The sequence below is a fragment of the Streptomyces sp. NPDC048523 genome (genome assembly GCF_043199815.1).
Lineage (GTDB): Bacteria > Actinomycetota > Actinomycetes > Streptomycetales > Streptomycetaceae > Streptomyces.
This window is the reverse complement of record NZ_JBICWQ010000004.1, coordinates 543982-558811: the sequence shown is the minus strand read 5'-3', so window position 1 is coordinate 558811 and position 14830 is coordinate 543982. Positions and strand designations below refer to the sequence as shown.

Annotated in this window: 12 protein-coding genes; 4 read left to right on the top strand and 8 right to left on the bottom strand. The window is 68.9% G+C overall.

All coding sequences use genetic code 11. The features are described from left to right. Window positions 1-11 precede the first annotated feature (11 nt). On the bottom strand, window positions 12-368 hold the full coding sequence (locus tag ACGFWE_RS23310; protein ID WP_352386272.1) for a metalloregulator ArsR/SmtB family transcription factor: 357 nt from the start codon (window positions 366-368) through the stop codon (window positions 12-14). A gap of 268 nt (window positions 369-636) precedes the next feature. Between ACGFWE_RS23310 and ACGFWE_RS23305 the strand changes: the two genes are divergently transcribed. Further along, window positions 637-903, top strand: coding sequence for a GlsB/YeaQ/YmgE family stress response membrane protein (locus ACGFWE_RS23305; protein ID WP_393601406.1), 267 nt, complete (start codon window positions 637-639; stop codon window positions 901-903). A gap of 32 nt (window positions 904-935) precedes the next feature. Here ACGFWE_RS23305 and ACGFWE_RS23300 read toward each other — a convergent pair whose 3' ends face one another. Beyond that, window positions 936-1085 (bottom strand): hypothetical protein, encoded by a 150-nt coding sequence (locus ACGFWE_RS23300; RefSeq protein WP_393601404.1) that lies wholly within the window; start codon window positions 1083-1085, stop codon window positions 936-938. Between the two features lie 344 nt (window positions 1086-1429). Here ACGFWE_RS23300 and ACGFWE_RS23295 point away from each other — a divergent pair, with 344 nt between their 5' ends. Continuing rightward, complete coding sequence (locus ACGFWE_RS23295; protein WP_352386275.1) at window positions 1430-1693, top strand: GlsB/YeaQ/YmgE family stress response membrane protein; 264 nt, start codon at window positions 1430-1432, stop codon at window positions 1691-1693. A 434-nt stretch (window positions 1694-2127) separates the two neighbouring features. Here ACGFWE_RS23295 and ACGFWE_RS23290 read toward each other — a convergent pair whose 3' ends face one another. After that, complete coding sequence (locus ACGFWE_RS23290; protein ID WP_393601402.1) at window positions 2128-2919, bottom strand: hypothetical protein; 792 nt, start codon at window positions 2917-2919, stop codon at window positions 2128-2130. Continuing rightward, the gene (locus ACGFWE_RS23285) at window positions 2916-3539 is read right to left on the bottom strand and encodes an ABC transporter ATP-binding protein (protein WP_393601976.1); all 624 of its coding nucleotides are present in this window, start codon (window positions 3537-3539) and stop codon (window positions 2916-2918) included. Before ACGFWE_RS23285 ends, ACGFWE_RS23290 begins: the two co-directional genes overlap by 4 nt. A 286-nt stretch (window positions 3540-3825) precedes the next feature. Here ACGFWE_RS23285 and ACGFWE_RS23280 point away from each other — a divergent pair, with 286 nt between their 5' ends. Together ACGFWE_RS23280 and ACGFWE_RS23275 are read left to right on the top strand one after the other, a co-directional pair. Beyond that, on the top strand, window positions 3826-5154 hold the full coding sequence (locus ACGFWE_RS23280) for a flavin-containing monooxygenase (RefSeq protein ID WP_393601400.1): 1329 nt from the start codon (window positions 3826-3828) through the stop codon (window positions 5152-5154). Next, complete coding sequence (locus ACGFWE_RS23275) at window positions 5151-6836, top strand: ribonuclease J (protein ID WP_352386281.1); 1686 nt, start codon at window positions 5151-5153, stop codon at window positions 6834-6836. The genes ACGFWE_RS23280 and ACGFWE_RS23275 overlap by 4 nt, the downstream gene beginning before the upstream one ends. 309 nt (window positions 6837-7145) lie before the next feature. On the opposite strand, the gene ACGFWE_RS23270 is transcribed toward ACGFWE_RS23275, so the two are convergent. From ACGFWE_RS23270 to ACGFWE_RS23255, 4 genes are all read right to left on the bottom strand, one after another. Continuing rightward, window positions 7146-9470: a family 43 glycosylhydrolase gene (locus tag ACGFWE_RS23270; protein WP_352386282.1), complete on the bottom strand. Its 2325-nt coding sequence runs from the start codon at window positions 9468-9470 to the stop codon at window positions 7146-7148. A gap of 245 nt (window positions 9471-9715) precedes the next feature. After that, a complete protein-coding gene (locus ACGFWE_RS23265) occupies window positions 9716-11149 on the bottom strand; it encodes a glycoside hydrolase family 43 protein (protein ID WP_352386284.1) in 1434 nt (477 codons plus the stop codon). 1018 nt (window positions 11150-12167) lie between these two features. Then, window positions 12168-12383: a hypothetical protein gene (locus ACGFWE_RS23260; RefSeq protein ID WP_352386286.1), complete on the bottom strand. Its 216-nt coding sequence runs from the start codon at window positions 12381-12383 to the stop codon at window positions 12168-12170. 271 nt (window positions 12384-12654) lie between these two features. Continuing rightward, on the bottom strand, window positions 12655-14223 hold the full coding sequence (locus tag ACGFWE_RS23255) for a tannase/feruloyl esterase family alpha/beta hydrolase (protein WP_393601397.1): 1569 nt from the start codon (window positions 14221-14223) through the stop codon (window positions 12655-12657). Window positions 14224-14830: the final 607 nt, after the last annotated feature.

The following is a 14830-nucleotide window of genomic DNA, read 5'->3' as shown; positions in this document are numbered from 1 at the left end:
CAGGAGGCGGACTAAGAGCCGCGTGAGGCGGTGCTGTGCGCGCCGAGCGGTCCGGTACGGGCGGTGAGTTGGCCGACCATGACGCGGACCACGGTCACGATGTCGGGGTCGTCGATGTAATAGATCTGCCTACGGCCCTCGCGGCGGGACCGCACCAGCCCCGCGAGCTTCAGCTTGGCGAGGTGCTGGCTGACCGCGGGGAGCGCGCCGCCCACCCGGTCGGCGAGGTGGGTGACATCGCTCTCGCCCTGGGACAGCGCCCACATGATGTGCAGACGCGCAGAGGAGGCGAGGAGCCCGAACACCGCGGCCGCCTCGGTCAGCACCTCGACGGACGGATCCTCGAAGCCACCGGCGAGTGTCGCCACGGTCCCCTCCCCCTGCCCCGCCCCGGTCACTGTCGACGCACGTGTGCTGTCTCAGTGTAAGGGGCCGGGGCACAGCCCACGCGAACACCTCCACTTCATCGCTTGCGCAATGTAATAAGCGTGTGAGAGAACATCGACGACTTGTCACCAGCACCCCACGAGCCACTTTCCTCCCTGGTGCTGATCCATAAGCTTGCGCAATCAGGCAACTCAAGCGTCAAGGCCCCGGTGGATCCCGCCCGGCCGGACGCGACTGGAGGACTACCACGTGGGCATCATCGGCTGGATCATTCTGGGTCTGCTCGCCGGAGGCATCGCCAAGATCCTGCTGCCCGGCCGCGACCCGGGCGGCCTGATCGGCACCACCCTCATCGGGGTCGCGGGAGCGTTCATCGGCGGCTGGCTCTCCGCGCGTCTCCTCGACCGCCCGGTGGAGAGCCACTTCTTCGACCTCTACACCTGGGGCGCGGCGATCGGCGGCTCCCTGGTGCTGCTGATCGGCTACCGCCTGCTGTTCGGCAACTCGCGGAACTGAACCGCGAGTTGCACTCGGTGCTCCGGCAGGGTCTACCGGTCCGGGTGGTGCCGCCGCTCACGGGCCCGCTCCCCGCTGTTCGCCCCGGATGCCCGGCGCACAGCCCAACTCACCGGCGCACAGCGGCCGAAGCCCGCGGTGAGGACGACGAGGAGGGCGAGCGTCCACCCGGCCGTGGTCACCGACGGGCTCAGTCCACGACCGGGCCGGCGCGAATACGGCGACGGCGGACCGTGCGATTCCGTCGGCGGTGGGACATCTCGCGCGCGGCACCCCTCTTGGCTGCCCTGCGGCGCGCGCGGCCGTCGGCGGGCGAAATCTCCCGGTCCTCCTCGTTCGGCCCGAACGTGCCGCCGACGCAGGCTTCTTGCGCGGCGATCAGATGCTGACGCCGCGGTGGGACTCGTGAGCCGGCCCCCAGTAACGGGTTGACGCCTGTGCGGGCAAGGCCGTGGCCAAGGCTGTGGAGTGTGCCCCCGTTCGGCGGGCACTCGGGCGTCACCAACTACAGATGGGGTGACACCGCATGGAGATCTCAGGCGTGATCAGCGCGATTGTCATCGGCATCGTGATCGGTGTCCTCGGCCGACTCGTGGTCCCCGGGCGCCAGCACATCGGCATGCTGTGGACGATCCTGATCGGCATCATCGCCGCCTTCATCGGCACGGGCATCGCGGCAGGGCTCGATGTCGCCAACACCAAGGGCGTCGACTGGATCGAATGGCTGATCCAGATCGCCGTGGCCGCGCTCGGGGTGGCCGCCCTCAGCAAGGTGAAGGTGCGCCACTGACGAGCCGCCCGCAGGGCGTGACCGTCAACTCGGCGTCGCCTGCCGGGTCGTGCCGACCGTGCAGACCCGGCAGGCTCGCCCCGGCGGCCCGGCGGCGCGTTCACCCGTCGAGCACGGCGCCGGCCTTGAGTTGGCCCCTCTCCCTGCCGGTGCTCTCGACGAGGAACAACTGGTGCTCGTCCTACGGCAGGTCAGGGCGACCAACTCCGCCACCGCCGGACCCGGCCCTGTTCGAGGCCGGCGCGGCAGTGATGGGTGATTCTGGAGTCGCGTTCCCCCAGCCACTCAGCCATGTCCGTCACCCCGGACTGTCAAGGCACACGGCCACTTCCTCGATTACATGGCGATATGTCCCTTGCCCCCCGGGCAAGGGACTAGCCCGCAGTCCGTGGGCCAACAGCCAACGTCCGGGAGGAAGACCGTCCTCACCGCGATCACCCTGCCTGGACTCGCGTCCGGTGAGACCACGGGGAGCGGGAAGGGCGATGGGTGTGGAGGACGAGCAGCGCCAGGGCGCCGGTCGCTGCGGACCAGGTGAGGGAGAGCAGGCCGTGGGACCAGGGAATGTGCGGGGTGAGGGCTGAGCTCAGCGCCAGCTGGTTCACGCCGTACAGAGGAAGCGCGGACACGCCTGCCACATTCATGAGTGTGTTGAAGACGGGGTTCTGCAGTCCGGTGTCGATCAGGCTGAGCATGATGATGAGGAAGAAGCCCTCCAACTCGCCGTGGACCAGAGAGCCGAGCAGAAGACCGATCCCGCCGTAGGCGAGGCCCGCGCCTGCAAGGGCCAGTCCCAGGGCGCCTGCGTGGCGCACGGGCAGGGAGATCCACAGCAGGATCGTGGTGTAGAAGGCCAGCAGGGCGGCGGTGAGGGCGACGGCAGCAAGTTTGGCCAGGAGCATCGGAAGCCGAGGGTAACCGGCCAGCAGCAGACGGCGGTCCATCTGCCGGGACTGAAAGGTCTCCGTGAAGGTGATGAAGCCGGCGACCATGGTGACGGCGCCCAGCGCGCTGGCCACCTGACCCACCTGGCTGGCCGGGGCGGAGGCGGAGGCGCTGATGGCGGCCAGCCAGATGCGCACCAGTGCGTCGGAGGTGCACAGGCGTGCCACGGCGATCCAGAGCGGGATGAACGCCACCGCCAGTGCCAAGGCCAGCCGGTTGCGCAGATGGCCCAGCAGAGTGCAGCGCAGCAGTTCGGTGAATGCCGTCCAGGAGAGCCTCAACGGTCGATCTCCTCGAAGTGCAGACGCCCTTGGCGCAGATGAGCGATCGCGTCGAAGTGGTGCAGTTCGTGCAGCAGGTGCGACACCACGATGATCGAACGACCCTGATCACGCAGATGGGCGGCCAGGGTCCAGAACCGCTGATGGGTGTTCCAGTCAAAGCCCTGGTAGGGCTCGTCCAGGACCAGCAACTGCGGATCGTGTATGAGAGCGATCAGCAGGTTCAGCTTCTGTCGCGTTCCGCCACTGAGCTCGCCGACCTGCCGTCGTCGGCAGCCGGTCAGTGCCAGTAGTTCCATCAGCTCGTCGACGCGCTCCAGCGTCGGCAGCCGGTAGGCCATCTGGAACAACCGCAGATGCTGACCGACGGTGAACGCATCGTTCAGCACCGCTCGTTGCGGGCAGTACCCCACTGACCCGGCCCGTGTCACCGTTCCTCGGTCGGGTGCGAGGTGTCCTACAGCGATCTGCAGCAGAGTGCTCTTGCCCGCCCCGTTCTCACCGACGACTCCTACCAGTGTCCCGGCGGGCACATCGAGGTCGACGTCGCGCAGGACCTGCCTGCCGCCGTACTTCTTGCAGACTCGGCTGATCCGCAGCCGTGGCCGGTGGCGCGTCATTACCATCTGCACATAAGCCCCTCGTAAGATCGGACAGGCGTAACGCATCGGCTCGCAGAGGGCACCGGCAGACCAACACCTACCTGCCTCATCCGGGTCCTGGCCGGTCAGCTGCGCTCGGTGCGCGCTGCTGCGCGGTTCAACGAGTCCTTACCTGTGGTGTAACGGCAGCCACCGCATCAGCATCGCCACTCCACAGGCTTTATGCCTCCCAGTGGGGCGTGACGTGAGGCGCCATCTGCCGTTGTAGAAGGCGATGCCCCCGACACCACAGCCAGACTTCCACGTGTCCACGATCGTGATCGGAGCCGGTCCCCACGGCCTCGCGGCTGCCGCGCTACTGCGCCGCGCCGGCGTGGCGACCGTGATCCTGGAACGGGCGGACCTGGTGGGAGCGAACTGGACGCAGCGGTATGACCATCTGAGTCTGCACACCACCCCCGGCGCCTCGAAACTCCCCGGCCTGCCGGTGCCCCGCCGGGCGGGCCCATGGGTGAGGCGGGACGACTATGTGCGATACCTGAAGGACTACGTCGCCCATCACCGACTCGACGTCCGGGTGAGCACCCCTGTGCAACGCATCGAACGGGCCGAGCCCGGTTCGGGAGCACAGTGGCTGGTCCACACCCCGGACGGTCCCGTGCCCACTGGCGCGGTCGTGGTGGCCACCGGCCGCTGTCATACCCCGAACCTCCCCCATTGGCCCGGGCGTTCGACCTTCACCGGCACGCTGCTGCACTCGGCCCACTACCGCTCTCCGGTCCCCTACCGCGGGCAGCACGTCCTGGTGGTCGGCGCCGGCAACAGCGGTACCGAGATCGCGAGCGTCCTGGCCGGGGCCGGAACCGATCGGGTACGGATCGCGGTCCGTACCCCACCCAACATCCTGCCCCGCTCCAGCGCCCGATGGCATGCGGTCGGCCGGCTGACGGAGGTCCTCCCGCTCGCGTGGCGCGACCGCACCTCCCTGCTCACGCAACGTCTCGCGGTGCCCGACCTGACCTCGCGGGGACTGCCACGGCCCCGCACAGGCCTGTACACCCGCCACGCCCGCGAAGGCGTCAACCCGGTGCTCGACCACGGCTTCGTGGACGCCGTCCGGTCCGGGCGGGTCGAGCCTGTCGCGGCCGTCCAGGCGTTCGACGGCCCCGACGTGTTACTGGCCGACGGCACCCGACTGCGACCCGACGCGGTCATCGCAGCCACCGGCTACCGGCCCGACCTCCACGACCTGGTCGGGTCCCTGGGCGTACTCGACGAAGCCGGGCAACCCCTCGTCGTAGGGGCACAGACCCATCCCGAAGCCCCGCACTTGTACTTCGCCGGATACACCAATCCCCTCACGGGTGTCCTTCGCCAGGCGGGCATCGAGGCGCGCGCCATCACCCGCGCACTTCGACGTGAGACGGCGCAGGCACCCGTTCTCACCGCCCAGGCCGGTGACCGTACAGCCGACACGATGCTTCAGCGCCATGAGGGCACGTCCGTGCCGTCCACCGGCGTGATCCGATCGTCCCGGGGCGACCACTGCGGACGCCCCGCTCCGTCGAGAAGAAGAGATCACGCAGGCAATGGATCAACCCCTTCCGCTCTCCGGGTAACGTTCAAGGTATGAGTCATCCACACCCCGAACTGAAGGCCGCCCCGCCTCTTCCCGAAGGAGGGTTGCGGGTCATCGCCCTGGGCGGCCTGGGTGAGATCGGCCGCAACATGACCGTCTTCGAGCACGCGGGCAAGCTGCTCATCGTCGACTGCGGCGTGCTGTTCCCGGAGGAGACCCAGCCCGGCGTGGACGTCATCCTGCCGGACTTCACCTCGATCCGGGACCGGCTGGACGACATCGTCGCCGTGGTACTCACCCACGGCCACGAGGACCACATCGGCGGCGTGCCGTACCTGCTGCGCGAGCGGCGCGACATCCCCGTCGTCGGCTCCAAGCTGACGCTGGCGTTCCTGGAGGCCAAGCTCAAGGAACACGGCATCCGGCCCCGCACGGTGCGGGTACGGGAGGGCGACCGGCGTACCTTCGGGCCCTTCGACTGCGAGTTCGTCGCGGTCAACCACTCCATCCCGGACAGCCTCGCGGTCGCGATCCGCACCCGCGCCGGGATGGTGCTGCACACCGGCGACTTCAAAATGGACCAGTTCCCCCTCGACGACCGCATCACCGATCTGCGTGCCTTCGCCCGGCTGGGCGAGGAGGGCGTGGACCTCTTCCTCACCGACTCCACCAACGCCGAAGTACCTGGCTTCACCACCTCCGAGCGCGAGCTGAACCCGGCCATCGAGCAGGTGATGCGCACCGCGCCGCGCCGGGTCATCGTCTCCAGCTTCGCCAGCCATGTGCACCGCATCCAGCAGGTCCTCGACGCCGCCCACCAGCACGGCCGCAAGGTCGCCTTCGTCGGCCGCTCGATGGTCCGCAACATGGGCATCGCCCGAGACCTGGGCTATTTGAAGGTCCCCTCCGGTCTGGTCGTGAGCACGAAGGAGCTGGAGAAGCTCCCGGACCACAAGATCACTCTGATCTGCACCGGCTCCCAGGGCGAACCGATGGCCGCGCTGTCACGGATGGCCACCCGCGACCACCAGATCCGCATCGGCAAGGGCGACACCGTCCTGCTCGCCAGCTCCCTCATCCCCGGCAACGAGAACGCCATCTACCGGGTGATCAACGGGCTTACCCGGTGGGGCGCCCACGTGGTCCACAAGGGCAACGCCAAGGTGCACGTCTCCGGGCACGCCAGTGCCGGTGAACTCGTCTACTGCTACAACATCGTCAAACCCCGCAACGTCATGCCCGTGCACGGCGAATGGCGCCACCTGCGGGCCAACGGCGACCTCGCCATCCGTACCGGCATCGACCCCGACCGGGTCGTCATCGCCGAGGACGGTGTCGTCGTCGACCTCGTCGACGGCCGCGCCTCCATCACCGGCAAGGTCCCCGCCGGCAACGTCTACGTGGACGGCATGGAAGTCGGCGGCGCCACCGAAGCGTCCCTCAAGGACCGCCTCACCCTCGCCGAGGAAGGCGTGGTCACGGTGGTGGCGATCGTCGACGCGGACACCGGCGCCCTGGCCGAGGCTCCCGACTTCCTGGCCCGCGGCTTCGTCCACGACGAGACCACCTTCGAGCCGGTGATCCCCGTCATCGAGAAGACGTTGGCCACCGCTGCCGAGGAAGGCGTCGGGGACGCCCGTCAACTCGAACAGCTCGTTGCCCGCGCCGTGGGCAACTGGGCGTTTCGCACCCACCGCCGCAAGCCCCTCATCATCCCCGTCATCATCGACGCCTGAGCCACGGCCGGGCAGCACGGTCCCCGGTTCCGCTCGCGGTCTCGCCGGCATCGCAGCCGAGCACAGGAGTCGGCAGCAACCCTGGGAAGCCGGGGCGGCACCGAGCTTTTGGCGCCGCCCCTTCGCGCCGCCGGGAGACGGTCGTACGCACCGCCGGCGGCGGCGAGCAGCCGCACGATGCGCGTTCACTCCGCGACTTCGGCCGGGCCTCGCTCATGCAGCAGGCTCCGGCCCGCCGGGGCGACGGCACGCAAGCCAGGTGACCCGACGGGCAAGGCCGTGCGGGTCACCTGTGAGCGAGGGAGGCGATCAGGCCCAGGGGCTGACCGCCGTGAAGGAACTGTCGGCGCGGAAGGTGGCGTTGTCCTGGTAGGCGTCGACGCGCAGTTCGTAGTTGTAGTGGCGGAGGTAGCGGCCGGGGTAGTTGTAGGACTCCAGGCTGACCGAGCCGGTGGCCGAACCCGGCCGGGCGCAATAGGTGGCGTCCTTGTTGAAGAGCACTGTGCCGTTGCTCGCGTCGAAGCGGATCCGGAAGTCCTTGTGGCGCAGGTAGCGGCCGGAGGAGTCGCGGAACGAGTAGCAGTTGGAGTCGGCCAGGCCGGGGATGACGGTGAAGGTGGCGCTCTGCTTGACCGCGGCGGTGCTGGTGGAGGTCACCGGGTCGAGGTAGCCGAGGCTGTCGGTGCGGACGGTGGCGTAGCGGCCGGGGAAGTTGACGGACTGGAGTGAGCGGGTGGTGTTCACCGGCAGGGTGGTGCCGCCGGAGACCGGGGTGATGCTGCTCAGGGTGGGGACGACTTTCTTGATCAGGCCGTCGGAGTCGAACTCCATTTTGTCGATGGTGGTTTCGCGGTGGGTGCCGTCGCCGCCGGGGATGGCGAACCGGTGGTAGGCGATGTACCAGTCGTCGGTGCCCGGCACCTGCACCACGGAGTGGTGGCCGGTGCCCTTGATGCCGAGGGCGAGGTCCTTCTCCAGGATCACGCCTCGCTTGGTCCAGGGACCGGTGGGCGAGGACCCGGTGGCGTAGGCGACGCGGTAGTTCTCGTCCCGGGTGTCGTTCTCCGACCACATGAAGTAGTAGGTGCCCTTGCGCTTGACGACGAAGGAGCCCTCACGGAAGCCGCTGGTGGTGATGTCGGTGACCTTCGAGGCGTCGAAGGAGACCATGTCGTCGTTCAGCGGAACGACGTACGCCCGGCCGTTGCCCCAGTAGAGGTACGACTGGCCGTCGTCGTCGGTGAACACCGCCGGGTCGATCATCTGACCCGTGAAGGCGCCGCGGGCGATCAGCGGCTTGCCGAGCGGGTCCGTGAACGGGCCGGTGGGCGAGTCGGACACCGCGACACCAATGTTCGTGTCGGCGGAGTAGTAGAAGTAGTACTTCCCGTTCTTCGCGGTCATCGTCGGGGCCCAGGCCCGGGCGTCGGCCCAGCTGACGTCGGGTCCGAGGTCGAGGATGACGCCGTGGTCCGTCCAGTGGACGAGGTCCTTGGACGAGTAGGCCTTGAACTGCGTACCGCTCCATCCCGCGAAGCCATCGGTGGTCGGGTAGAGGTAGTAGGTGTCGCCGAACCGGACGATGTTCGGGTCGGCGGTCAGCCCCGGCAGGACGGGGCTCCTCATGATGAGCGCCGACACGGTCCAGGTGCGCTTCTGGCCGTCGGAGCCGGTCACCTCGTACGTCACGGGCGCGGTGAAGTCGCGCGGCGTGCCGGAGGCCGGGCTGATCGACGCGCCCTGGGCGAGGGTGAACTGCGGGGCGAGCGCGGTGAGGTCCGTGCCCTCCTTCACCGGCAGTGTGATCTTGCTGTTGGCGTCGTCGATGACGGCCGCGATCTTCAGCGAGGGGTGGGTGGCCGCGGCGATGCCCGTGGTGTTCCCGCTGACCTCGAGGACCTCGCCGGGAGTCAGCGCGCGGTTGTAGACCCGGAAGTCGCGCATCTTGCCCTTGAAGAACTTGTCACCGCTGTAGAGCGACTTGCCGATGGAGTTGGCCGTGGTGATGCCGGACCCGATGGAGCCGGGGGTGAGGGTGAGCGACGTGTTGCGGGCCACCTCCACGCCGTCCTGGTAGAGGACGCCCGTTGTGCCGGTCTGGGTGTAGGTGACGTGCTTCCATACCGACCGCGGCAGCGCGGCGGAGGCCTGGGTGTTCTGCTCGGTGGAGAAGCCCCCGGAGGCGATGGCGGTCCGCAGCGAGTTGCCGGTGGCGAACAGATACCCGTTGCCGGCGCCGTTGCTGGTGTTGCCGAAGCCGTAGAGGAAGTACGGCGTGGCCTGGGCGGCGTCGATCTGCACGTCCATCGAGACGGTGATCGAGTTCATGCCGCTCATGATGTTGTCCGGCACCTTGATGTAGGTGTCGGAGCCGTTGAACGAGAGCCCTTCGCCGGCCCCCGACCAGCCCGCGGTGCCGTTGACGGTGCCGTTGCGGCCGTTGCCCGAGGCGTCCACCGCCACGGTGCCCGAGGAGGCGTCGAGTTTGTACCAGAGAGCCAGGCCGTCCGTGATCTCCGCCGCCCGGGCGGGGGCCGCCGGGCCGACGACGGCCGCCAGGAGCGAGGCGGCGGCCGCGGCGGCCAGAGCGCCCGGCAGGAATCTTCGGCGGCTCTGAGGTCTGACGCTGCGCATGGGTTCACTTCCCCTGAAGAAGACGGCTTGCGAACAAAGCCCGATATGACGAACGACTTCTTCCGGCTCGACGACTCGCCGCGCCTGCGGGGCTCCTGACACGTTCGCCCGCCGGACGGTACGAGAGGTCTTCACCGTCGTTCGCTCTCGCTCACGAGGGCACTCGTGGTGGGGATGCCGGCGCCTTCCCCGTCGGCGGGTGGGAGGTGGCCCCGTGAGGGCGCCGGCATTCCTGTTGGCGCGGGTCAGCTCGTCACGCGGAAGGTGGCGTCGCTTCGCCCCGTCGCGGTGGTGATGGGGTCGAGCTTGAGTTCGTAGGCGTAGTGGCGGATGTAGCGGTCGGGGTAGTTGTAGGACTGGAACGACGACCATGTGGAGTCGGCGAGTCCGGCGACCTGGCGGAAGCTGGCGTCCGCGGCGAACCCGGCGGTGCCGTCGTTGTAGACGAGCTGGAAGTCGAACGCGGAGTGCCGCAGGAAGTACCCGGGGAAGTTCACCGACTCGAAGGAGACGGTGCCGGTCCCCGCCAGGCCGGTCCGCATCCGGAACTGGGAGTCCTCGCTGGTGCTGACGTTCTGGTCGATGCGCACGTCGAAGTTGGTGTGCCGCACGTACCGGTCCTGGAAGTTGAACGACTGGAGCCGGTTGGCCGGCGTGTTGGGCCAGCGGGCAAGGACGCGGCTCTCCTCGGCGGCCGTCAGGTTCATGATCCAGCCGTGGCGCTTCTTGGTGCCGCCCATGTTGTAGCTCGTCGACGCCTGCTTCTGGTAGGCGGCCGGGTTGGAGGGGTCGGTCGTCAGGACCGGCATGTAACCGCCGCCGGTGGCGTACTGGTCGAGGTAGAGGGCCCACTGGTTGGTGCCGTTGAACTTCATCCACATCGGGCCCTCGACCTGGGAGCCGCTGAGGCCGACGCCGGAGAGGTCGCCGAGGGTGGTCCACGTGCCCAGGATCGAGTTGCTGCCTTCGAGCGTGATCTGGCCGTCGCCGGAGGCCCGTACGTAGCGGTAGTTGCCGACGCCGGACGGCACCTCGATGATCTGGGTGTCGATGATGCCCTGGGTGCCGGGGCGGTCGATGTAGACCTGCGGGGTGGTGACGGTGCGGAAGTCCGTCGTGTGGGCGGAGTAGATGCGGTGCTTCGTCACGCCGTTCAGCGGCGCGTTCGTCGCCCAGTACAGGACGTAGTCATTGCTCGCCGGGTCCCAGATCGCCTCGGGCGCCCACGCGTCACCGGCGCCGGGGATCGCGTCGGCGACGTTCAGAAGCCGCGGCTGCGACCAGGTGACCAGGTCGGTGGACTCCCACACCACCAGGTTGCGGCTGCCGCTGGTCTGGGAGTCACCCCATCCCTGCCCGCAGCCGATGCACAGGTCGGTCGCGATGATCCAGTACTTGCTGCCGTCAGGGGACCTCACGAACGCGGGGTCGCGCACCCCCTTGGTGCCGACCGTGGAGCGCAGGACCATGCCGCCGCCGTTGAGGTCGTTCCAGTGCAGGCCGTCCGTGCTGTGTGAGAGGTACATCTGCTGATTGGTCGACCCCTCCCCGGTGAAGTGCACCATCAGGTAGCCCGGATCAGCGGCGGCGGCCTGCTGGGCTGTAGTCAGCGTCTGGGAGGTGAGGAGCAGGCCGACGGCGGCCAATACCGCCGCCAGCCGTGCGAGAAGAGCGCGCATGTACGTTCTCCGGTCTTTCTGCGGGTGCCCTGATCGGGTGAAGGTGGGGCAGAGGGGAAAGCTCGCGGTCGCGGTGCCTGCGGGACAGGACCTGCTGTCGCGTGACGCGGAACGTCGCGTGGGGCCCGGCAACGGCCGAGGAGCCGGGGTCATCGCCCGGGCGGGGCGGCGACCGCGGACAGCGCAGCGGCGGGCTGGGGGACGACTGAAGCGAGCAGGGCCGGCACAGGAGCCGAGAGAGTGAACCAGTAACGGGTGCGGTACAAGGACGTCCCCTTTGACGGCCAGCGGGTTCGACATTTCGAACGCCGTGCGTAACTTCGACAGGAAGATAAGTTTCGGCCAAGACCACGTCAATGGAAGTGGCCAAATCTGCTGACAAATATCCTGTGGGCGCACCTGGGGCCACGGCGCTCAGGCCCGGAAAGGGCCCTGTTCGCCCTTCACCCGAGCCCGCGAGCCCAGGAAGTGTGCGGGCTGTCGTCGGGCCCCCGTATGGGCGGGACCTTCGACGTTGCCGTCGCCGGTTGCCGACCGTCGATGGCGAGTCCCGTGGAGCGGTTGACGACGGGTGGGCGCCTCTCAAGCAGCCGCAAGACGGCGACCGGGTGGTAGCGGTCGGGCGTGAGCTGCGCGATCGCCATCGTTCCCGCCCCGTGTTACTGATACGACCCCGGGGCGGCGGGCCGTAGGCGTGCGGCCCTTCGAAGCGCCGGTTGTTGATCGAGGCCCCTACCCGGAGATACGGCACATACTGGCCAGTTTGTGCCACCGCCGACCCCCTACCGCCCCCTCCGGAGTCTGCCGTCCTCAGGACGTCACGTTCGGCGCCCGGCCCGGGTCCGCCGACGGTTCGGTCTGCCTGGAGTCGTGCGACTCAGGTGCCCGGACCGAGGGCCTTCCATCACTGCGCTTGACCTCGTCGGCGCCTCGGATCCGATCCGTCGGCCGGTCGCCGCCAGCACAGCATCGGCGGGGGGTCCCGTGACGGTTTGGTGGGCGTTCAGGTGGGTCTGGGTCACCGTGTTGCCCTGCCGGTCGACGAGAGGGCCTTGGGGCTGACCTTTCTGGGCTTGGCCGGGTGGGTGAGCCTCATGTGCCGCTTGCCGTTCGCACCGGTGTGCCCGCTGGCGTTCTTCCAGGGGTGGCCGCCGCCGTGACCGGACGGCGCACTTGGCGGCTGCCGGGCCCTGACCTCGATCGGGACGGTGAGGCGGGTGCCCGCCTTCGCCATGCCGCTGAGGCTGAGCCGGGGTGTGAGGCGGCCACGGACGACGGCAGCCGGGCGAGCGTGATGCCGGGAAACCTCGGTGGTCCGCGCCACCGGCCGGACAGCGTGGCCGAGGGTCCGGCCGACGCATGGACGACGCCCGCATCTGTCGGACACCCGCACTGGACGACGTCCCGATCCGCGCTTCGAGCCCAGCCCGCTCACGCCACGACGACGGCACCCCGCGCAGGCGCCAAGGGCGTGCGCGGGGCTGGGCCGGCCGGTGGCGGTCAGCTTACGCCTTGCCCTTGCTGACCACCCACTTGCCGTGGACCCAGTTGCCGACCGTCTCGTAGCCGGAGCGGAACGAGCCGAGCCAGTTCAGGGTCAGGTTCGCCTCCGCCGTGGACAGTACGGGGGTGTAGCTGCTCGCCTCGTCCGCCGGTTCGCCCGTGGTGTTCGTGGCGACGTACGGGAAGGGGTACGTGGGTCGGGTCGCGGTGGTCTTGCCGGTGCTGTCGACCGCTGTGGTGAGGAGGCTGTCGGGGGCCTGGCCCTCGGTGACCCAGTCGACGATCGCCGTCAGCGCGTCCAGCTTGTCCGGCCCCTGTCCACCGCCGCAGTGCGCGACACCCGGAAGCAGGAACAGCCGGGCGAAGCTGCTGGTGGCCGCCGCGCCGCCCATGACCTTCTGCACCGCCTTGTAGTACGCCATCGTGCCCACAGCCGGGATGTGCTGGTCGCCCAGACCGTGCCAGAGGATCAGCTTGCCGCCGGCCTTCTTGAACGCGGTCAGGTCAGGGTCGGTGGCGTCATACATGCCTTCGTTCGACTGCATGATCTTCTTGAAGTAGGCCGACGTGAACTTGACGTCCCTGTAAGTCAGTTCGGGGTGCGGCTCGTCGAAGACCTGGTAGCGGACGGTCTCCCGGACGAAGCTCATGTCGCCGGTGGTACCGGTCGCCGTCGTGGGCACGATGATCCCGGCCCAGTTCAGTTCCGAACCGCGCAACTGGTAGCCCGGGTAGAGGAGTTCGCCGTGCTCGTCGGTCGGACCGCTGTAGATGCGGCGCAAGGTGGTGACCTGGTCGGCGGTGAGGCAGAAGTCGGAGGCGGTGGAGGCCTGTCCTGCCTCGCACTTGATGCTCGCCGGGTCCCAGTCGCAGGCCAGCGGGTCGGCGACAATCCCGTCGGCGGGGGCGTCGCAGCCCTTGAGGACGGCCGCGTGGAGTGTGGCGAGGTCGGCCGTGGTGATGGTCGCCGGGCCGCCGTTCAGAAAGACGGACTGGGCAGTCCAGGCGTGCGAGAAGGTGTTCAGCGCCGTGAAGTTGTTGGCGGGAGCCCCGGCAACGATGCCGTCGAAGTCGGTCGGGTAGCGCTGGGCCTCGGTCAGGGCCTGGTGGCCGCCCTGCGAGCAGCCGTCGAAGTAGGAGTGGGTGGGGGGCCGGCCGTAGTACTGCTTGACGAGGACCTTGGCGACCTGGGCGAGCAGGTGGTCGGACTTGTACCCGAAGTCGGCGCGCAGGGTGGGGTCGGTGGAGAAGAGGCCGCCGCCCTGGTAGTGGCCCTCGTCGCTGGAGCCGACCGCGAAGGCGCCGTCGGTCAGCGGGACGCAGCCGTACGACGCGGCGGCGTTGCCCGTGTTGACGTTGCCGCACAGGCCGCCGCAGCCGAGCTGCAGATAGTCGGCCTGCCAGCCGGTCTGCGGCAGGCGCAGCTGGAAGTGGATCTGCGGGGCGATCACGCCCTGCACATTGCAGTACGCCCAGTTCCCGAGCGTGTTGTCGGCTGCGGCCACCTCCGCGGCCGAGGTGATCTCGAACGGCACACCGGGCACGGCGGCCGCCAGGTCCAGGGACGCCACCTGGGAGCAGGGAACGGCCGGCGCTGTACCGGACGTGGTGCTACTCGCCGCGCGGGCATCGACCGCTTCGACGGTCTGCGCAGCACCCGGGGAACCGGAGGCGAGCGCTGCGCTCCCACCGGTCACGAGGGCGAGCACGGTGGCCACAACGGCGGGAAGGGTGGCGGTTCTCCTGCGACACCAACGGGTGAATACGGGCATGCTTGGTCTCCGTTCCAACTCGGTGCGTGTGGGGGGCAATTGCGGCGCCTGTGCCGGGGTGCACTGCGCGGTCCGTCAGTACTCCGTGGCCTGGGAAAGCAGGTAGGCCTTGGGGAAGGCGAGCTGCGCCTCGCTGTCGGCGTGGGATCGGCGCGAAGCCGTCGCCGAGTTCCATCGACAGCGGCTTGCCGGTGCGCAGGGCGGCCCGTCGGAAGGGCGCGGCCGTTGGGGTTTCCGGTGGCGGCGAAACGGGCGGCGTACGAGGACGTGGTGTCGGCGATCTCGTGGTCCTGGTCCGTCCAGAGCCGGTCGGTGCCGTACAGGCTCCCGAAGAGGTAGTACTTCTCCGCCCGGCAGTAGGCACCCGCGCCGTCCGCCGACTCGATCGGGTTGGTGGTGTCCGTGC